Source organism: Microbacterium luticocti DSM 19459 (assembly GCF_000422405.1).
Lineage (GTDB): Bacteria > Actinomycetota > Actinomycetes > Actinomycetales > Microbacteriaceae > Microbacterium > Microbacterium luticocti.
The window spans coordinates 17,400-37,309 of the sequence record NZ_AULS01000022.1 but is presented as its reverse complement, the minus strand read 5'-3'; the positions used below and the strand labels follow the sequence as shown (position 1 = coordinate 37,309).

13 protein-coding genes and 1 pseudogene are annotated in these 19,910 nt (G+C 65.2%); 7 read left to right on the top strand and 7 right to left on the bottom strand.

Annotated elements, in window-relative coordinates; all coding sequences use genetic code 11:
- Positions 1-15: 15 nt before the first annotated feature.
- Positions 16-339: a WhiB family transcriptional regulator gene (locus H577_RS0112385; RefSeq protein ID WP_084516214.1), complete on the bottom strand. Its 324-nt coding sequence runs from the start codon at positions 337-339 to the stop codon at positions 16-18.
- 272 nt (positions 340-611) lie between these two features.
- Here H577_RS0112385 and H577_RS0112380 point away from each other — a divergent pair, with 272 nt between their 5' ends.
- Both H577_RS0112380 and H577_RS16435 read left to right on the top strand, forming a co-directional pair.
- Positions 612-2,027: an O-antigen ligase family protein gene (locus H577_RS0112380; protein ID WP_029146214.1), complete on the top strand. Its 1,416-nt coding sequence runs from the start codon at positions 612-614 to the stop codon at positions 2,025-2,027.
- A complete protein-coding gene (locus H577_RS16435) occupies positions 2,024-3,328 on the top strand; it encodes an O-antigen ligase family protein (RefSeq protein ID WP_245570399.1) in 1,305 nt (434 codons plus the stop codon). The genes H577_RS0112380 and H577_RS16435 overlap by 4 nt, the downstream gene beginning before the upstream one ends.
- A 21-nt stretch (positions 3,329-3,349) precedes the next feature.
- Here H577_RS16435 and H577_RS0112370 read toward each other — a convergent pair whose 3' ends face one another.
- On the bottom strand, positions 3,350-5,023 hold the full coding sequence (locus H577_RS0112370; protein WP_156876652.1) for a DUF4012 domain-containing protein: 1,674 nt from the start codon (positions 5,021-5,023) through the stop codon (positions 3,350-3,352).
- 251 nt (positions 5,024-5,274) lie between these two features.
- On the opposite strand from H577_RS0112370, the gene H577_RS0112365 reads away from it, so the two are divergent.
- On the top strand, positions 5,275-7,692 hold the full coding sequence (locus H577_RS0112365; RefSeq protein WP_245570398.1) for a CDP-glycerol glycerophosphotransferase family protein: 2,418 nt from the start codon (positions 5,275-5,277) through the stop codon (positions 7,690-7,692).
- Between the two features lie 128 nt (positions 7,693-7,820).
- Entirely contained in the window at positions 7,821-9,212 is a 1,392-nt protein-coding gene (locus H577_RS0112360) for a bifunctional cytidylyltransferase/SDR family oxidoreductase (protein WP_029146211.1), read from the top strand.
- Positions 9,213-9,241: 29 nt separating this feature from the next.
- On the opposite strand, the gene H577_RS0112355 is transcribed toward H577_RS0112360, so the two are convergent.
- The 5 genes from H577_RS0112355 to H577_RS16425 form a co-directional block, all read right to left on the bottom strand.
- Positions 9,242-10,669 (bottom strand): glycosyltransferase family 2 protein, encoded by a 1,428-nt coding sequence (locus H577_RS0112355; RefSeq protein ID WP_029146210.1) that lies wholly within the window; start codon positions 10,667-10,669, stop codon positions 9,242-9,244.
- A gap of 31 nt (positions 10,670-10,700) precedes the next feature.
- Positions 10,701-11,762 carry a hypothetical protein gene (locus H577_RS17120; RefSeq protein WP_156876651.1) on the bottom strand — a complete coding sequence of 354 codons (1,062 nt, stop codon included), beginning with the start codon at positions 11,760-11,762 and terminating at the stop codon, positions 10,701-10,703.
- A 150-nt stretch (positions 11,763-11,912) separates the two neighbouring features.
- Entirely contained in the window at positions 11,913-13,055 is a 1,143-nt protein-coding gene (locus tag H577_RS0112345; protein ID WP_029146209.1) for a glycosyltransferase, read from the bottom strand.
- 212 nt (positions 13,056-13,267) lie between these two features.
- Positions 13,268-16,000: a bifunctional glycosyltransferase/CDP-glycerol:glycerophosphate glycerophosphotransferase gene (locus H577_RS0112340; protein WP_084516212.1), complete on the bottom strand. Its 2,733-nt coding sequence runs from the start codon at positions 15,998-16,000 to the stop codon at positions 13,268-13,270.
- Between the two features lie 14 nt (positions 16,001-16,014).
- Positions 16,015-18,165, bottom strand: a complete 2,151-nt coding sequence (locus tag H577_RS16425; RefSeq protein ID WP_051192006.1) for an acyltransferase family protein — start codon at positions 18,163-18,165, stop codon at positions 16,015-16,017.
- 77 nt (positions 18,166-18,242) lie between these two features.
- Between H577_RS16425 and rfbA the strand changes: the two genes are divergently transcribed.
- The 3 genes and pseudogenes from rfbA to H577_RS18295 form a co-directional block, all read left to right on the top strand.
- Positions 18,243-19,112 carry a glucose-1-phosphate thymidylyltransferase RfbA gene (gene rfbA / locus H577_RS0112330; RefSeq protein ID WP_029146207.1) on the top strand — a complete coding sequence of 290 codons (870 nt, stop codon included), beginning with the start codon at positions 18,243-18,245 and terminating at the stop codon, positions 19,110-19,112.
- A 198-nt stretch (positions 19,113-19,310) separates the two neighbouring features.
- Positions 19,311-19,610 (top strand): helix-turn-helix domain-containing protein, encoded by a 300-nt coding sequence (locus tag H577_RS0112325; RefSeq protein WP_029146206.1) that lies wholly within the window; start codon positions 19,311-19,313, stop codon positions 19,608-19,610.
- A pseudogene (locus tag H577_RS18295) lies at positions 19,607-19,858 on the top strand (HipA N-terminal domain-containing protein); the annotation flags it as partial. The gene H577_RS0112325 and the pseudogene H577_RS18295, both read left to right, overlap by 4 nt.
- Positions 19,859-19,910 lie beyond the last annotated feature (52 nt).

Genomic DNA, 19,910 nt, shown 5'->3' with positions numbered 1-19,910 from the left:
GCCTCGGCGCGTGGCCTACGCGGTGCGGCGCTTGAGCTTGCGGCGCTCGCGCTCGCTGAGCCCGCCCCAGATGCCGAAGCGCTCGTCGTTCTGCAGCGCATACTCCAGGCACTGGGCGCGCACCTCGCACGAGGCGCACACGCGTTTCGCGTCGCGCGTCGACCCGCCCTTCTCCGGGAAGAAGGCCTCCGGGTCGGTCTGCGCGCACAGCGCGTCGGCCTGCCATGCGAGCGGATTGTCTTCTTCGTCGACCGGGCGCCGGATGCCCGGCACGCCGAGGTCGACCGGATCGACGAACCAATCTGCGGGAACGCCTGAGCGGTACTGTGCGCCCGTCATCTCGTTCTCCAACCTGCTTTCCCCCCACGCGATTCGCGCTTGCAGATAATTACACCGGTGTGATTCGAGATGGTCAAGTCGCGGATATTAAAGCCTCATCCTCGGGTTGAACCTTCGCGACGCGCCGACGGCGTGTCGCGGCCCCATAACGACCTGGTCACGGCGCGCGGCGGCACCCCGAAGCACCGCGGTCGCCGGGGTGGCGGGGTCGGCGGCATCGCCGCCCCGGATGCCACGTCCCGGCCGATGTCGCAGGGTAGCCTGAATGCGACATGGCCGCCCTTTCCCAGCATCCGACGTCGCCGCCGCCGACCGCGCCGGTGCGCGAGAAGACGCGGCATCTGCTGCTGCGCGGCTGGTGCATCGTCGTGCTGTTCATGGCGCTGTCGGGTGTGGCGTGGGTGAACGCGATCGGCGAGACGGCGGCGGCCGTGCTGACGGTGGCGGTCAGCGTCACCTCGGTGGTGTTGTGGCTCGTGATCCGGCCGGCGGTCAACTGGCGCCGGCTGCCGTGGTTCCCGGTCGCGTACATCGTGTGGGCGGGGCTGAGCGTGTTCTGGTCGCACTGGCCGGTGACCTCGCTCGTCACGTGGGCGCTGATGGTGCTGACCACGGTGCAGGGGCTGTTCGTGGCGGCGGTGCTCACCTGGCGTGAGCTGGTGAGGGCGATCGCGTCGGCGTTGAAGTGGTGCCTGGGGCTGTCGCTGCTGCTCGAGCTGGGCGTGGTGCTGTTCGTGCACGGCCCGATCCTGCCCGGGTTCGTCGTGCCGGCCCATCCCGCCGACGACCCGATCGTGTACTGGGTGCGGGGCAACCTGTTCAACGGGGGGCGCATCCAGGGCATCCAGGGCAACGCGAACCTGCTGGCGGCGGTGTGCCTGCTGGCGATCATCGTGTTCGCGATCCGCATCGCGGCGAAGGCGCCGCGGCGGGTGCTGCTGGTGGGCTGGATCGTGCTGGCGGCGTTCTTGATGGTGCGGGCGTCGTCGGCGACGGTGTACCTGTCGGCGGTGTTCGTGGCGGTGGTGCTGGGCACGGTGCTGCTGATGCGCACCGCGCGCAGACCGGGTTCGCGCACCGTCTATTACGCGCTGTACGCCGTGGTGGGGCTGGGCGGCGCGGCGACGGCGTGGCTGCTGCGCGACCACATCTTCTCGGTGCTGGGCCGGTCGGCCGACCTGACCGGCCGGGAGCGCATCTGGCAGGCGGTGCTGGCGCGCAGCGCCGAGCATCCTGTCACCGGATGGGGGTTCGCGACGCCCTGGTTGACGAGCGACCCGAACTTCGACGGATGGATCATCGACCACGAGCAGTCGGTGGCGCAGGCGCACAACATGTGGATCGACGTCTCGATGCAGCTGGGCGCGGTCGGGGTGGTGCTGCTGGCGCTGCTGTATCTGGCGTTCATCTGGCGGGCGTGGTTCTTCGCCGTCGACCGGCCGCGGTGGGATCTGCGCGCCGACCGGCCGTACTCGCCGCTGACGCTGCTGCCGACGCTCGTGGCGGGGATGCTGGTGGTGCAGGGCATGGCCGAGTCCGAGCCGCTGCTGATGTGGGGCTGGATGTTCGTGGTGATGCTGGCGTTCAAGATCAAGCAGGCGCCGTTGGTGGGCGTCGGCCCGATCGAGCAGCGGGTGGCGATCGAGCGGGGCGAACTCGTGCCGGATGAGGACGGGGCGCGGGCGTGAACACCGACGAGGCGCCCGGGCGTTGGCTGCCCGAGCTGCTGCGGTCGGCGGGCATGGCACGGGCGTTCACGCTGACGACGATGGCGGCGGTCTTCTCATCGCACGCGATCCAGTGGACGGCGGGGCTGGTCACCTACGTCACGATCGTGGCGGGGCTGTGCGTGGTGGGGTTCGGGATGCTGGTGGCCCGGCACCGCGAGATCTCGCTGCTGCGGCTGGTGCCGGTGTCGCTGGTGGTGTTTCTGGCCTGGACGCTGCTGAGCGTGTTCTGGAGCGAATCGCGCTCCGACACGCTGGTGGGCTGGGTGTCGCTCATGGGGATCGCGTTCCTGGCGATCGTGATCGGTCATGTGCGCGACACGCTGCAGACGGCGCGGGCGCTCGGCGATGTGATGCGGTGGCTGCTGTCGATCTCGTTGGCGATGGAGATCTTCATCGGCATCCTGTCGCGCGCCCCGGTGCACTGGCTGGGCATCGCCGGCGACATCGTGCGGTTCGGGCCGGTGGAGGGCATCTTCGGCACGCGCAACATGCTGGGGTTCGTGGCGGTGCTGGCGCTGGTCACGTTCGTCATCGAGTGGCGCACCGCGTCGGTGCGGCCCGGCGTCGCGGTGTACTCGGTGGCGGTCGGCGGGGCGCTGGCGGTGCTGAGCCGCTCCCCCACGGTGCTGGCGGTGGCCGCGGCGGTGGGTGTGGCGACGGCGGCGCTGGCGTGGGTGCGGCACACCAAGCCCCACGACCGCATGACGCTGCAGTGGAGCCTGGGAGCCGCGGCCGTGGTGGGGGTGGCGGCCGCGTACCTGTTCCGGCATCAGCTGATCGCCGCGGCCGGGCCGGACTTCTCGATCCGCGCGAACCTGTGGCGGGTGCTGTCGTTCTATGTGCGGTTCTACCCGGTGCAGGGGTTCGGCTGGTTCGGGCCGTGGCCGCGCGAGCAGTACCCGTTCGTGTCGATCAACTTCCAGCTGGGCAAGCACTACTCGACGGCGCTCAACGCGTTCGCCGACCTGGTGCTGCAGGTGGGGTGGCTGGGCCTGTTCCTGTTCGTGGCGATGGCCGGCATCGCGGTGATCCGCTCCTGGCTGGTCGCCGGCGAGCGCCGGTCGGTCGTCTACGCGTGGACGCCGCTGATCCTGGTCGTGCTGCTGGTGAACTCGCTGTTCGAAAGCTTCACCCTGTTCGGCGGCGGCTGGATGCTGTTGGTCATCTGCCTCGTCCGCGCCGGCCAGTCTCGGTCGTGGCGGGAGAGGCTGGATGTCACAGCCGACGCGCCGCTACCGGTCGCTCACGAGGAGCCCTGATGGCACGTCGGCGAACCGCCGTCACTTGGCGGCGAACAGGCTGCCACAGCTCGGAGCGATGGTCACGGGCGTCGTGGTGACGGTCGGGCTGAACCGCACCGACAGGGGCCCGAGGCCCCCGGCCGGCAGAGTGCTCGTGAACGAGATGGTGCGTGTCGAACCGCTGGGCACGAACACGCGGATGCTCTCGGCATTGCGCCCCTGCTCGATGCCGACGCGCCGGTCGTACGGCGAGTCTCCGCCCTGGGGGTCGACGGCGGTGATCTCTCCTCCGGGCGGCGCGAAGAAGATGGTATCGAGGATGAAGCTGTTGCGCGGGATTCCGTATCGCTTGTTGCGGATGCCGAGTTGGTACTTGGTCATGCCCTCCAGGGGGGCGCTGTTCGCGACGGTGATGGAGGTCGTCACGGTGCGCGCGGTCGGGTCGCACGTCACCGACACGTTGTTCTTCATGAAGAACTCGAGCTTGCTGTAGGCGGCGTCGTTGACGAAGATGCCGACCTCGGTGGCCTTGGTGTTGTCGGTGGCGAGCGCGCCATCGAGCCCGAGTTCCACCGCCATCGACTGCTCGGCAGCACGCGGGAACCAGACGTGCAGCCGCTGCTCCTTCACCGCGAGCTCGAGCTGATCGAGCATCTTCATGACGTCCCACTTGCCCGATGAGATCTTGTCGAACACCCGGGCGGCGACGTCGGCGAAGAACGCATCCTGTACGGCGTTCACCGGGTAGCGGATGTAGGCGTCGTACAGCAGCGTCTCGACGACATTCTTCGAAGTCAGGTCGCGGCCATCGGCGGTCTTGATCGGCCCGGTGACTTTGAGCATGTACGACAGCACGACCGGGTCGAGAGAGATGACCCCGTCGAGGTGCTTGCCGCTGACGTTGTGCCAGAGTCCGTCGAATGCCTTGGCTGTGGTGGGGAAGTCAGGAGTACGCGAGAAGTTGCCGAAGCCCATGAACGTGTCGGGTTCGTAGAGAGAGGCGGTCTCCGGAGGGACGTCGAGGACGATACGGTCACGGGGAAAGCTGTAGGTTCCAGTTTGGTCAGCGAGTTTCGCCTTGCCGTTGTCGACGTTCACGATCGCCGTCGCCGCAGGGAGGCCGCCGCCACTGCGTACTTCGGCGTTGTTCTGGAAGATCAGCATGTACGTGCGCTTACTGTCCGCACCGGCGAGGTCGAGCAAGGTCGGCAGATAGTGCTGCACATTCTGCAGCAGCGGTCCCGCCTGTTCCATGACGTCGAACAGCGAGCTGATTGCGTCGTCGACGGCTGGCAGCAACTTGCTGCGGTCGACACCGTCGAGTTTGCTCTGGGCGGTCTTGAATGCCTCGTTGATCTTCGGCAGCGAGTCGCTGGCCTCACGGATGGGTGTGATGTCCATCCCGCCGCCGCTGACCGACACTTTGTCGAGTTGCAGCGTGCTCAGCAGCTTGATGCCGGCGGGCAGGGCACCGTCGACGAGGATGCGCGTGGCCTCTGTGGCACGGCGGACGGCGTCGACGTTCTGACCCACCAGGGGAACTCCAGAGGCGACCTCCCACAGCGGGTTCTTCACCGTATCGTCGGCCCGGCGGGTGAGGTCGAGGATCTTCTGCCCGGCGGTCTGGATCTTGACGGCGTCTCCGGATTTGACCTCGTCGGCGATCACCGAAAGTTGGTCTTTCGCCGCCGTGAGGTCGTCTTTCACCGACATCGCCTGAGAGACGAAGAGCCCCACCACGCCACCGAGCACGCAGACGACACCGAGCACGCAGATGGCGGTGATCCATGGCCACCGCCGCCGCTTCCTCGGTGTTGCGTGCGCTGCGCGTCGATCCGCACGATAGCGTCCAGGAGGAGTCTTGGGCACCAGTCGAGATTATCGGCACATCGCTGTGACGGGCCCGAGAGGCGCGCCGGGGCGCCGGGCACACGCCCACGCCGCTCGCATAGAATCGGGGCGCCGTGAACACCGACCGAGATGAGCCCCGAGCGATGCCCAGTCTGCGCCGCATCCTGCGTCACAGCAGCTTCCTGCAGAAGTGGCGGTGGGCGCCGTACTTCCTCAGCTATGCGCTGCTGCGACGCCTGGTGCGGGTGCGGCCGAACCGTATCGTGTTCCTCTCGGACTCACGGGCCGGGTATTCGGGGAACATCGCGTTCCTGCGCGACGAGGTCCGGCGGCAGCAGCCGGACGCCGAGATCATCGGCATCTTCAAGCCCAGCATGCGCGCACGCAGACCTTGGCGTGACATCCTTCGCCTGCCTTGGGTCACCGCCACCGCGCAGACCATCGTCCTCGACGACTTCTACCCGCTGATCTACCCGTTCCGCATCCGGCCCGAGTCACGGCTGTTGCAGGTGTGGCATGCGGCCGGGGCGTTCAAACGGGTCGGGTACAGCCGCCAGGGCCTGCCGGGGGGCCCCACCCCGGGGTCGATCATCCATCGCAACTACACCGACGTCACCGTCAGCAGCGAGGCGGTGCGCGAGAACTACGCCGAGGCGTTCGGGGTACCCCTCTCGCGGGTGAAGCCGCTGGGGGTCGCACGGACGGACGTGTTCTTCGACGAGGGCTTCGTCGCGGATGCCCGTCGCACAGTGCGCGCCCGCTACGGCATTCCCGACTCGAAGCGGATCGCACTGTATGCGCCCACCTTCCGCGGCAACGGCCAGCTGACGGCGACGTTCGACTACGACTGCGTCGACTGGACGGGGCTCGCCCGCGAGCTCGGCGACGACTGGGTGGTGCTCGTCAAGATGCACCCGTTCGTGCAGCCGTTGGCCGCCGCACGACCGGATGTCACCGATGTGGTCGATGTGACCGGCGACCGTGAGATCACGCAGCTGCTGATGGCGGCCGACGTCCTGGTCACGGACTATTCGTCGACGATCTTCGAGTACGCGCTGCTGCGACGGCCGATCGTCTTCTTCTGCCCCGACCTCGAGGAGTACACCGCCGATCGGGACTTCTATCACCCGTTCCCCGAGTACGTGAGCGGCTCGCTGGTCACCGATGGGGCGCACCTGGCATCCGCAGTCCGGTCGGCACGAGCCGGCTCGGCACAGGACGCGTTCCTCGAGCGGTTCATGGGCGCCTGCGACGGCCATTCCACGGAGCGCATCACCCGCGAACTGATCCTCACGCCGCGTGAAAGCGGCAGGCCCGAGGCGGCGGCCCCCGGCGGCAGCACGCCGACGGTGACGCGGGCGTCGGGTGCCATGGCGCTGCGGGTGGCGGTCGCGTATGCGGCGCGCTTCGCTCTGAACCTGGCCTATGCGCCGCTGCGGTTGCTGCCGCGCCGACGCAAGGTCGTGATGATCAGCCGCGAGCACGAGACGGTGCCCGACGATTTCGTCGACCTCGCCGCGGCGATCCGGCGCGCCGACCCGTCGGTGCAGATCGTCACTCTCGTGCGCATGGTGCCCCCGGGTTATCTCGCCAAGATCGGTTACGCGTTCCACCTGCTCACGCAGCTGTACCACGTGGCGACGGCGCGCGTGCTCGTCATCGACACGTACGCGATGGTCGCGAGCCTGCTGCGGCACGGTCCGGAACTCACCGTCATCCAGATCTGGCACGCGTTGGGCGCGTTCAAGAAGTTCGGGCTCAGCATCCTGGGTCACCACGAGGGGCGCGACCGGCGCCTGGCGAAAGCGATGCGCATGCATCGGGGCTATGACGTCGTGCTCGCCAGCGGCGAGGACTGCCGGCCCGCCTTCGCCGACGCGTTCGGCACCGACCCCGCCCGGGTCACGGTCGCCCCGCTCCCCCGTGTCGATCGCCTGCTCGACCCCGAACGTGCTGCACGGATCCGGCGACGTGTCTACGAGGTGCACCCGCACCTTCAGGGTGCACGGGTTGCCGTGTTCGCCCCGACGTTCCGGCTCGACGGAACCGTCACCGTCGATGCGACGGCCTTGGATGCCGCGCTGGCGGCTGTCGGCGTGCACCTGGTCGTGAAGGTGCATCCGCTGATGCCGGTCGACTTCGGCCCGGGCGTCGACGTGGCCGAGGGGTTCTCGACGCAGGAGCTGCTGCAGGTCGCCGACCTGTTCATCACCGACTACTCCTCGGCCCTGTACGAGGCCGCCGTACTCGGGATTCCGAGCTACTTCCTCGCCCCCGACCTCGACGAGTACATCGCCTCTCGCGACTTCTACCTGGACTACCGGCACGACCTTCCCGGCCCGATCGTGCGTGACATCCCCGCACTGGCGAGCGCCATCGTCGCCGGCGCCGGCACCGCCGAGGCTGCCCGCACGTTCGCCGCACGCTGGGTGCAGGCGCCGACCTCTGCGGCACCCACCGCGTGCGCCGACCGGATCGCGGCCGTGGTCATCGATGCCGTCGATTCCGGCCGCCCAGAACCCACCGAGTAGGGACCCCGAACAGGGGCGCCCGAATCGGACCCCATCGCGGAGGGGCTACCCCGCGGGGTCACCCCAGACGGCCGCCGAATAGGATGAGCAGAGCGCCGCGATCCGGCGCATCGACCACAGGAGTACGCATGCCCGATCGCCCCCGCACTGTCGCCGTCGTCCTGGCCGGAGGGATCGGGGTCCGTGTGGGATTGGGCATCCCGAAGCAGCTCATCAAGATCGCCGGCAAGGCGATCGTCGAGCACACGGTCGAGGCGCTCAGCGCCAGCCCTCTCGTCGACGAGATCATCATCATGATGAATGCGGCCTCGCTCAGCGAGCTCGACCACCTGCTCTCAGCCGACCGGTTCCCCAAGCTCAGCCGCATCCTTCCCGGCGGCCCGACGCGCAGCGACACCACCCAGCTCGCCCTTGCCGCCATCGACGGTGACGACACGAAGGTTCTGCTGCACGACGCGGTGCGCCCCTTCATCGACCAGCGGATCATCAGCGATTGCGTTCAGGCTCTGGACCGTTTCGACGCCGTCGACACGGCCATCGCCTCGGCCGACACCATCATCCGGATCGATGGGGACGGTCGCATCGCCGACATCCCGGATCGCTCCACGCTGCGCCGGGGGCAGACCCCGCAGGCGTTCCGACTGGCGACGATCCGTCGCGCGTACGAACTGGCATCCGCCGACCCGGACTTCCACGCCACCGACGACTGCGGCGTGGTGTTCCGGTACCTGCCGGAGGTGCCGATCCACGTGGTCGACGGCACCGCCGAGAACATGAAGGTCACCGAGCCGATCGACGTGCACATCGCCGACAAGCTCTTCCAGCTGCAATCGGCGTCCCTCGCCCTCGACACCCGTCCCGAGAGCCTGCCCGACCTGACCGGCAAGGTGGTCGTCGTGTTCGGCGGCAGCTACGGCATCGGAGCGAGCATCGTCGTGCAGGCGCAGAACGCGGGGGCGACCGTGCGTGAGTTCAGCCGCTCGACGACGGGCACCGACGTCACCAGCGCGAAACAGGTGCGCACGGCGCTGCGACGCGTGGCCGACGAGCTGGGACGTGTGGACGTGGTGGTGGTCACCGCCGGCGTGCTCAAGGTCGCTCCGCTGGCCGAGACCACCAAGCGCGACCTGCGTCTGACCATCGAGACCAACCTGACCGCACCGGCGATGATCTGTCGCGCCGCCTACCCGCACCTGCGCTCCAGCGGCGGGCAGATCATCCTGTTCACCTCGAGTTCGTACACCCGCGGGCGTGCCGGATACAGCACGTATTCGGCCACGAAGGCCGGTGTCGTGAACCTCACCCAGGCCTTGTCCGAGGAATGGGCGGCCGAGGGAATCCGGATCAACTGCATCAACCCGCAGCGCACGCACACCCCGATGCGGACGGCGGCGTTCGGCGAGGAGCCTGCGGACACGTTATTGGATGCAGAGGATGTGGCGCGCGTGACATTGAACGTCGCGGCATCCGACCTGACCGGTCAGATCGTCACGGTGCAGGTGGCCGCGATGCGGCGGTGAGCGTGCCGCCACCATGCCCGACGTCATGATCACTTCGAGAGTAGGCAGCTCGCCAGCAGGCGAGCGTGCCGCGTGAGTAACTGTGCATTCCACAGCGTTCGATGGAACAATGACCCGAAGGGCCCGGGCACAGGTTTCCACACGCGAACCTCGCCGCGGCGAGCGGGAATTGCACGTCGTAGCTGACTGAACTGCCTTCGGCGCATTCTGTCTTGTTGCTGATCCCATGTGTCACAGCCCGTTCGGGAGAGAATCTGCCGTGTAACACCGTCGGATACGACGCTGTTGACCCGTCCCGCATGTGCCCACAACCGGTGTAGCACCTGCTGCCCGAAGTAGTCGGGCGTCTCCACTTTGACGGACTCCGCATCGCCGGGGCGAATCTCGACAGCTCCAGGGTCGGTCGTCATGACCAGCAACTCGTCGCGCCGCCTCAGTGCACCCACCCACGCCGGAATCGACCTGCCGGCGAGGACTTGGAGAAGGAGTCGTGACTCCAACGGAAGGGCAGTGGCGTCGTATTCGAAGAGGCGCCGTTCGCTCACATGCCTTGCGCAATCCGCCAGCACTGCCAGCACCACCTCGCGCTCGGCGGACCCCAACACCCGCGCATAGCCCTCAGCAGTCATCTGCACGGGCAGGATCCACTGACATTCGTACAGAAACATCGACTGCAGCCACTCCGGAACAGCGCCGTTGGCCGCTGCGCGGACCATCAAAGGGACATAGCCGTCGCGGAACCGCTCGATGTAAGAGTCCGGCCGATTGCGGAACTGATCGACGGCTGAATCCCCTGCTGCACGCTTGCGGTACACGTATCGCGCATCCGCAACGATTCCCATGACCGGCGCTTCGTCCTCGCCAAGAAGGTACTCCGCCACGAACAGCGCGTCTTCCGAGGCATGCAATCCACGCCGAAAGGAAAGCTCACGCTTCACAATCCTCTCTCGCTTGAAGAACGCCGAAGCGACATTAAGCTGGAAGAAATCAGGATACTGCGCCATGGGGACGCGCCGATTCCCCGCCATGAAGCGGAACTTGAGCGCGTGCACATCGCGCGGCTTGGTCTCTGGCTCACGCAGGCGGACCAGCCGCGTGGTTGCAAACGCGACGTTGCTCCCGTGTCGCTGTAGAAAGCGGGCGACATTATGAAAGTAGTCGCGCGAGAAAAAGTCATCAGAGTCCGGAAAGGTGACCCAGTGCCCGCTGGAGGCAGCCAACCCGGCATTGCGGGCGGCACTCACTCCCTCGTTATCCTGCCTGATCACCGACCCGCGCACGCCTGCGCGATCCAGCCAGTGCTTGGCGATCTCTCCCGAACGATCGGGGGACCCATCATCGACGAAGATGATCTCGAGTTCATACGCTCCCGGACGTTGCGCGGACAGGCTGCCAAGCAGGTCCGGCAGGTATCGCTCAACGCGATACAGCGGAATCACCACACTGAGTAAGGTCATCGATGATTCTCCATATCCGACTCGCGACCGTTCAAGGGGAGTACTGGAACGCCGACAAGAGCATTGTCCCGAAGTACGCGCTGGCCACCGTACCCACAATCAACGTGATCACCCACGCCCAGCGGGAGGTCTTGATGGTCGCGAGCGGAAGGAGGAGCGGGAAGAGAACGAGAAACTGGCGCGATTCGCTCCAGAAGAACGTCGCTCGCGTGACCACAAGCGCAGCAGCGACGATAGTATACAACACAATCCAGCTGTATCCCGGCCACCGCCATCGCCCAGCCAGCATGATAACCAGAAGGACAAAGGCGACCACGATGGGTAGGTAGATGTCCATGGACACGAGATAAGAGTCGTTCGTCGTTAAGTAGTAGTGCGCCTGAAGGACGAGCTCCCACGGTTTCCCGAATCGAAGGTTCCAATCGCGCTGGATCGCGAAGTATCCGAAGAGGTCACCGGTGCGGTACGCGATGTAGATGAGGTAAACGCCGGTTCCCAGTGGTGCAAGACCCGTCGACACCCACCAGCGCCACTGCCTCGGCTTGTGGCAAAGATTCACGAACGACCACACCATGACCACCAGGATCAGCGGGAGCGCAGACGGGCGGATCAGGCCGGCTAGACACGTCGCCACTGCAGCCGCGACCGGTTGCTTACGCAACAGGAATAACAGACCGAAGGCCGTCGCGGCTGTAAACAAGCCCTCGGGGTAGCCCATCACGAGCACGATGCTCTGTGGCATCGCCCCCCAGAGCATCGCAAGCACGAAGCCGACAGTCACCGAGTGAAGGTGCTTGCCGATGAGGAAGATCGGCACAGCGGCCACGACAGCACCCGCGATGCCGATCATGAGCATCGCAGCACCGGTCGACACGAATGGAAGTGCAGCCAGCAGCTTCGCGGTCATCGGATACAGAGGAAAGAACGCCAAGTTGGACGGGGTACCATCATCACGGCCAAGCTGATAGCCGCGCGTGATGATACCCCGATACCAGGTGGCATCCCACTCGAGTAGGTGTGCGGAGCCCTTATCGAATCCCACCACGACGAAGAGGACAAGGACCGTCGCTATGCGCTGCGCAACAGCGGTCACGAGTACATACCACACCGCATGGTGTGACATGTGATCCAACACTCGACGGGATGCCGAGTGCCAACGACTGCGAAGATTCGCGGCAGCGTACTCGCGACGATCGACTTGCGCGCGGACGCGGGAGGTTTGAGGCGCCACGTTCATTCCGAATTACAACTCGCCGGGCGTTGCCGCTTGCTTATCGAGTTCATCCAAGATCTTGGATGTGCGTGTTGCCGACGAACTCCGACGCGGTGCATAGACGATCAGCGAGTGGAAGACGAATCGGACAATGAACGCGACCGCGAGCGTGATCCCCGCCGCTATGACGCTAGAAACGTGCCATTCGTTGACGAGGAGCGCGATCAAGGGAATGCGCACCAGCGCTTCGATATTGTTGAACGCAAAGGACTTTGCAAAGCGTGACCATATACCTGACGCGTCCGCGGTCATGTCGCGGAAGACGAAACGCTCCTGCAGAAGGAAGTTGCCGACGATGGTCACCTCGGCGCCGATGATCGCGGCGGGGATGTAGTGGACGCCGAACTGGATCAAGAACCACATGATGCCGAGGTTCGCTACCGCGCCGAACCCGCCGATGAGTGCGAACAAAGACATCTTGCCGAAGCGGAGCGCCGCGAGCTGGACGAGGAAGTGCAGGCCTTGACGGAGAGACGCCTTCGACTCCCCTGCGTAGCGTGAGGCGAAGTGGAATGGGACCTCGGCGACACGCACCGCGCGGCGCGCGAGCATCTCCAAGAGAATCTTGAACCCCCGTGGCTTCAGCCCCCTGACGTCCACGGCGTTCCGGTCGACCAGGAAGAATCCCGTCATCGGGTCGGTGACATCGCGGAGCCGGATCGGGAACATGGCGCGCGTGACCAGAGTTGAAAGGCGCGACACCAGCACCCGGGACCGGTCAGCGAGCCCATGAGCGGAGCCAGCTCCGACGTACCTCGATGCAACCACCACGTCCGCGTCACCCTCGCGGTAGCGTGCGTACAGCTTGGGGATATCCTCGGGCGGGTGTTGCAGGTCGCCATCCATCACGACGCAGATGTCGGCCTGCGCCGCGTAGATACCCTCCACGACAGCACCGCCGAGACCGCCCGTTGGTGTGTCCCGCTTGATGAGTTTGACTGGAAGCGACGCGGTCTCCATCACCGACCGAACCACGTCGGCAGTGTCGTCCGAGCTGTCGTCTACGAAGATGACCTCGGCATCAATCCCCTGCACAGATGCCGCGACGCGGCGAACGAGTTCGGCCACATTCGGTGCCTCGTTATAGGTCGGTACGATGATCGATAGTTCCATAGTTTCCGTTCAGGGAAAGACGGCTGCCCGCGTGGTTGCGTGATGCACTCCTCGGGCGGCGTGGCGGCTAGACGCGGCCTCACGCAAGCTCCGAACGTGCCCGACTGTGTGAAGCGAGTTGATCGTCACGGCGATGCGCTTGGGGACAGCAGCGGCGCAAGCACGGATTGCTTGGACACCATCGGAGCGATCCATCCTACCATGCTCTCCATTCATGTCCCGGATGGGTTCGGCGTGGCGGATCTCAAGAGCACGCGTTCACGGAGGGGTGCTCGACGCGTGATGTCGAGCATCGCCTCGAAGACACGCTCTCGGTTTCGGCCATCCCGAACCGGGAACGTCCGATCGACCCGCTCCGCGTATTCGGCTGTCATACCTTGACGCAACGCCGATTCCACTGCAGAGACAACCTGGGGGACACTGTCACAGACCGGCCCGAATCCATCGCGCTCGTATTTGAAGTATCCGGGTCGCTCTGTATGGCCGACGAAATACTCATCACGATCGAACTGGAAGTACGCCATCGGCAACCTGATATACGCCGCATTGAACGCCATCGAAGAGTAGTCGGTGATGAGCATCCGTGCGCGGGTCAGGACATCGCGCACATCCACATCGTCGTACGAGGCGACCGCCACACCGTCTGGGAGCGGGAAGCTCGGCAGATAAACTCCCATGTTGGGATGAGGCATGAAGAGAATCGTGCACTCTGCCTCTATCACTGACGGGTGAACGGCAAGGGCACCCAAAAGTTCGGAGAACCGTTTCGCATATTCCGTTTCGAGGAAGTCATCGATTCCATTTCGGTCTCCGGACGATTTCCCCATCCCGCTGACGAGATAATTGCGCCACGTCGGCATGACAACGACGAGATCCTTCTTTTCGTCGGGAGTCGCTTCTGAGCGCGATTGGAGCACATCGAACCGAGGAAGCCCCGTCAACCGGACCTCCTTCGTGCCGTGCTTGAACGGCGACGGACTCGTGATGTACTCGAACTCATCCCGGGTCGACGTTACGAAAAGGTCAATCTGCTTTCCGTTCAGCCAGGAGGATATATCCCCTTTGATGACACCATGCTGCAGGAACGTGAACTTGTATCGGCCGGGCCTGTACTTCCGGGGCAATGCATGTGTCACAAAGCGGTCAGCGTGACTGGATGCCAGGTGTTGCGCGTGGATAAGGAGAGCGTAGAACTCCGCGGTGCCATACTCTACAAGACGGGCGCCGGCAGCGTTCATGCGGGGCCAGTCCGGGGAGTCGCGCCGGAGGACGAACCAGGCATTGACTTCGGGATGGCGATCGCGCACCCACCAGTAGAGATCCTCTGCGCTGTCGTTCGCCAGGTTGTCGCGGTCGATGAACACCCAGGCGTCGGCAAAGCGACGCGCGAGGTAGCGCGAGTGAACTGCGAGATCGCGCCGCACAAGCGCGAGCCCACCTCGAGAAAATCGGCGCCTTGCCGCCTTTCCCGCTCGGGTCAGGATCCGCTGCGAAGATCCGGCCCATGTCCTGCCCCGAATCGATGTCGATCCGAGTTCGAACGCAGGTGTCAATTTGCGCGGCGCATCATGAATTTGGTGGATCGGCACACCGTTGAGGGTCAAGAGCACTACCACGTCGTCTGGCACCCAGATCGTACGCTGCCACACGATGGGGCGACCAACGTACTCAAGCCCCTGGTCCTTGACGTGGATCGCTGAGGCAGGGGTGCGCTCAGGTCCTATGAGCAGAAGCTCATCTGGCGTATCCCCGACGTATCGGTACACCAGCGATGCGAGGCCACGCTCGCTGTCGACGGGTCCGCGATAGACGACTGAGTGTCCAGAACCGTGCTTCACGAGCCATAGCGCCTCGCGCATCCATGGAGTCACGGGCATCAAACGGAAGTTCAAAATGAGGTCGTCGTCGACATGCTGGAGGTACTCAGGTACGAGGGTCTTCAGCCGCTCGTACATGGCGTCAGGAAACTCCGCGTTGCGAACAGCGGCACTCTGCGAACTCTTGAGGATCCAGTACTGGTCATAAAGGAAGATGTTCTGCGCCCAGCGCGGCACCGCTCCCTTCAGCGTCATCGCCTCTTCGATCACGCCACGGAAGCCGACCTCGATCGTGTCCACGTACTTCCGGGGGTCGTTGGCGCTCTTCTGAATCGTGGACGAGCTGTCAGCCCGCTGCCGGTAGAGGTACTTCGCCGCGGGCAGGAACTGCACAACAGGCCGCGGCGTATTGAGGAGGTACCGCGAGACGAAGCTCGTGTCCTCGAATCGCAGCCGCAGATTCTCGGGAAATGTCAGCTCCGCCCGACGGATGATGTCACGTCGGAAGAACCCAGACGTGGCGTGCGGCTGAATCCAGTCTGGGGACTCGTCGAGGTCGACAATACGGGCACCAGATCGGAACCGTAGGTCAAGGGCGTGATTCTTCTTGACCTTCCCCGTCTCCTCGTACCACATCAGCAGCCGCGTCGACACAATGGCCGGTTCCTGCCCGTGATGCGCCGCGTCCGCGAGGCCGTGGGACACGACCTCGAAGTAACGATGGTCGAGGACATCGTCGGGATCCGGGAAGGTCACCCATTGCCCGGTGGCGTGGCGGAGCCCTTCGTTCCGAGCGCTCGCCTGTCCACCGTTCTCCTTGCGGATCAGCATGATGGAGTCGCCGTGGCGACGTGCGAAATCCTCAGCGACCGCTGCAGTTCCGTCGGTCGATCCGTCATCGACCAAGATGATCTGAAGCTGGTCGAGACCGATCGACTGCGTCACCAGAGACTCGAGAAACTCCGCGACGTACGGCTCCACGTTGTACATGGGTGAGATGACGGAGAAGGGTCGGGGCACTGGTCTCGCAATCGTCACGGGGTGAGGCGTGGCCGGCGCCACGGAACCCGTACATTGTAGGGAACGCACTTGAGTTTCACCTGGGCGCACGTGTTCGCTCGGGGCCATGAAGCGGAGCGCGGTCAGTGATCGGGGGTCCGCACAAGTTGGTCGGCTGCCCGCTTGATGTCCGCTGTCAGCGACCGCACGAACGTTCCCGACAGGTGGCCACGGTCGAAGTAGACGATCACGCCGCCGAGCACCGAGTAACACGTGTTTCCCGCGCAGATTCGGTCGGTCAGATCGAGCATCTTCAGGTTCGGTCTCGACATGGTGGCGGCGACGTCAGCGAGCGGGTCGACCTGCTCACGCGCTCGCGTTCCGTCGCAGTCGGAGAGATCGTCGAGGTGCGCGCCGACGCAATCGGGAACATTCTTGAGCTCGGTCGCATACGGCGTGTCATGCAGCACCAGCACGGGGGTACCGGCATTGGTCCAATCAGTGAGGATGCGTTTGTAAGCCTCACCCGCGGCAGCCCACGTCTGTTCGCGGGTCTTTCCGGGCATTTTCTCCCACGTGCGGTTGGAGAAGACGACGAGGTCGTAGCCCTTCTTCGGCACCTCGGCGATGACGTTCTTGTTCCAGTCAAGGCAGTTCTGCGACCGCTCCGGCGTTCCGTAGTCGACCAGGACGTCCACGGTGTAACACTCGGAGATGAGGTAGGTCGTGATCGACCAGTCCTCGGTCTTGGCGATCTCCTCCAGCGCGGGCAGCCAGTGGCCCGCGTGCGAGTTGCCGATGAGCGCAATCTGCTTCGCGTGGGGATCGTTGCTGCCGTAGTGACAGGTCTTCAGGTCGCTGAAATCGCCGACAATCCAACAACCGTCCTTGTAGGGCGCCGGCTTGTCCTCCTTCGCGAACACCGGCGACGTGAGGAGTTTTTCGCCGTGCGGTGAGCACGAATCGCTGTTGACCAGCGCGCGCGACCCGAAGCACGAGTCAGGGTCGTTGAGGGCGTGGTCGAGCTTCGCCTGCGCCGCGGCGGACTGCGCGTTGACAGTGGCCACGACAGCAGCCGACGCGAGACCGATCACGACCATGCCACTGACGGCGAAAATGAATGAGCGGCGAAGCGGTTGGCCGAGGGGCTTACGCCCACGGAAGCGGTCCTCGATGAAGACCTTCGTGAGCCACGCGAGCGCGAAGGCACCGACGATCGCGAGCACCTTTGCCGTCCGGTGAGGATCGTGGCCGAGCGCGTAAGGCAACAAGACCAGTGCCGGCCAGTGCCAGAGATACATGCTGTACGACACATCGCCGACGAGTTGCACGGGCTTCCACGACATCGCACGCAACGGCGACAGTGGTCCCCGCTCGATCGCCGCAAGAATCACCAACGCGGTTCCTGCGACCGGCAGCGCAGCCGTGTAGCTGGGGAACGGCATCGCACCCGTGAACGAGAGCGCCGCAATCGCGATCATCGCGAGACCGCCGTAGGCGATCACCAGACGCGCCGGCCGATGGCCGTCGAGGCGACGCTGCACCCACGGGAAGACGCATGCCGCCAATCCCCCCAGCCCGAGCTCCCATGCGCGGGTCCACGAGACGAAGTATGCGGACGCCGGGTCGGTGGCGGTGATCCAGATCGATGCCACCAGCGAAACAGCGACGATCACGGCGATGGCAGACCCGACCGCCACTCGGTCGGCGTTGCGTGTGCGCCGTCGGATGAACCAGATGGCGAACAGCACGACGATCGGCCAGACCAGATAGAACTGTTCTTCCACAGAGAGCGACCAGAAGTGCTGCACTGGGCTCGGCGCATCGTCAGCGGCGAGATAGTCGACCGCCTGCCCTGCGAGGAACCAGTTCTCGATGTAGGCCGCCGCGGCCGCAACCTGCTTGGCAACATTCGTCCAGACCGTCTGCGGGGACCACAGCACCGTCGCAACAAGAGTGACCGCGAGAACGAGGAACGACGCCGGCAACAGTCGCCGGATGCGACGCCCCCAGAACTCCGCGAGCTGACGACCGCTCCGCGGCGGCTTCGTCACCAGGTGGCTGGTGATAAGGAAGCCCGAGATCACGAAAAAGACGTCGACGCCCACAAAGCCGCCGGGAACACGGCCTGGGAAGAAGTGGTAGATGACGACGAGGAGGACGGCGAGCGCGCGAAGTGCCTGGATGTCGGCGCGCACCGGAGTGGGCCGACTCGTGGCCGCCGGATCAGAGATACTGCCGTCGCCGGTGCGCGAAGTGCGCACGACGAAATCGGGCTTCTCCGAGACTGTCACCCCGGGAGTTTACGCGACCCGCCCTGTGTGAACCTGGGAGCACATCGCGCGCCTGCGGCCTCTGCCAGGATGGTTGTGTGAAGGGCATCATCCTCGCCGGCGGCTCGGGCACACGGCTGCATCCGATCACCCTCGGGGTCTCGAAGCAGCTGATCCCGGTCTATGACAAGCCGATGGTCTACTACCCACTGTCGACCCTGATGCTGGCCGGCATCCGAGACATCCTGATCATCACCACCCCGCACGACGCGCCCTTCTTCGAGCGGCTGCTCGGCGACGGCTCGCAGTTCGGCATCAGCCTCTCGTTCGCGCAGCAGCCCTCACCCGACGGGCTCGCCCAGGCGTTCACGATCGGGGCGGACTTCATCGGCGGTGACAAGGTCGCCCTGGTGCTCGGCGACAACCTGCTGTACGGGCCGGGGCTCGGCCGACAGCTCACGCGGTTCTCTGACGTGCACGGCGGCGCCGTGTTCGCCTACTGGGTCTCGCAGCCCGAGGCGTACGGCGTGGTCGAGTTCGACGCCGACGGCCGGGCCGTCTCGCTCGAAGAGAAGCCCGGGCAGCCCAAGAGCAACTACGCGGTTCCGGGACTCTACTTCTATGACAACGACGTCATCGACATCGCCCGCGGCCTGCAGCCGAGCGCCCGCGGCGAGTACGAGATCACCGATGTGAACCGCGCCTATCTCGACCGCGGCACGCTGCAGGTCGAGGTGCTGCCGCGCGGCACAGCGTGGCTCGACACTGGCACGTTCGACCAGATGACGGATGCCGCCGACTACGTGCGCACCATGGAACGCCGCACCGGCATGAAGATCGGATGCCCCGAAGAGATCGCGTGGCGGCAGGGGTTCCTCACCGACGAACAGCTGCACGAGCGGGCCGACTCGCTGGTGAAGTCCGGCTACGGCTCCTACCTGCTCGACCTGCTCCACCGGGGGCGCTGAGTTCTCGGGCACCGCGTCGGCTCTCGGCTTGCTCCACCGCTGGCCGCCGGCCGGCGATCACCGCGATCTCGTCGGCACGCTTTCAAGGTCGGCACGCTTTCAAGAGTGCAGGGATGACGCCCGCCCGTCGCGCCTAATGCTTTTAATTCGAGCCATTATGAGCTAGAATGCTCGTAATTGCGTGCACAAGGAGCAGTCATGATCCGTCCTCCTGCGGCAAAGGTCGTCCGCTCTGCCGCCACCATCGGTGAACAGTTGGGAGCGTGGCGGCGATTGCAGGGTCTGACCGCACAACAAGTCGCCGAGCGGGCAGGTGTCGGGCGCGCAACGATCACCAAGATCGAGGCGGGCGACCTCGGTGTCGGATTCGGAGCAGTACTGGCCGTCGCGCGCGCGCTCGACGTGCTCGACCGCATCGTCACCGCGACCGATCCGTATGAAACCGATCTCGGCCGTGCCCGCGCCGACCAGATCCTTCCCAAGCGCGTGCGCTCATGACCGAGGTCGTCGTCTACACCGAGCTCGCAGGTTCAACGTCCGAGGTCGGCAGACTACGAACCTCCGTGCGCAACCGGAGACTGTCGACGACCTTCGACTACGCCGACACATACCTGTCACGGCACGGCGGATACGCACTCGAGCCCGCGCTCCCACTCGTCCGCGGCCCACACCACTCTGCACAGGGGCTCCCTCGGGCACTGCAGGATGCTGCTCCTGATCGCTGGGGACGGAATCTGATAGCCAAGCGAGAGCGAGCGCTGGCCCGACGTGAGCAGCGCTCAGCACGCACACTCGACG

What these genes read in the sequence shown, in the direction of transcription:
- H577_RS0112385 (WP_084516214.1), bottom strand. Translation starts at nt 339, where the DNA reads ATGACGGGCGCACAGTACCGCTCAGGCGTTCCCGCAGATTGGTTCGTC.
- H577_RS0112380 (WP_029146214.1), top strand. Translation starts at nt 612, where the DNA reads ATGGCCGCCCTTTCCCAGCATCCGACGTCGCCGCCGCCGACCGCGCCG.
- H577_RS0112370 (WP_156876652.1), bottom strand. Translation starts at nt 5,023, where the DNA reads ATGTCGGTGAAAGACGACCTCACGGCGGCGAAAGACCAACTTTCGGTG.
- H577_RS0112360 (WP_029146211.1), top strand. Translation starts at nt 7,821, where the DNA reads ATGCCCGATCGCCCCCGCACTGTCGCCGTCGTCCTGGCCGGAGGGATC.
- H577_RS0112355 (WP_029146210.1), bottom strand. Translation starts at nt 10,669, where the DNA reads ATGACCTTACTCAGTGTGGTGATTCCGCTGTATCGCGTTGAGCGATAC.
- H577_RS0112345 (WP_029146209.1), bottom strand. Translation starts at nt 13,055, where the DNA reads ATGGAACTATCGATCATCGTACCGACCTATAACGAGGCACCGAATGTG.
- H577_RS0112340 (WP_084516212.1), bottom strand. Translation starts at nt 16,000, where the DNA reads ATGGCCCCGAGCGAACACGTGCGCCCAGGTGAAACTCAAGTGCGTTCC.
- H577_RS0112325 (WP_029146206.1), top strand. Translation starts at nt 19,311, where the DNA reads ATGATCCGTCCTCCTGCGGCAAAGGTCGTCCGCTCTGCCGCCACCATC.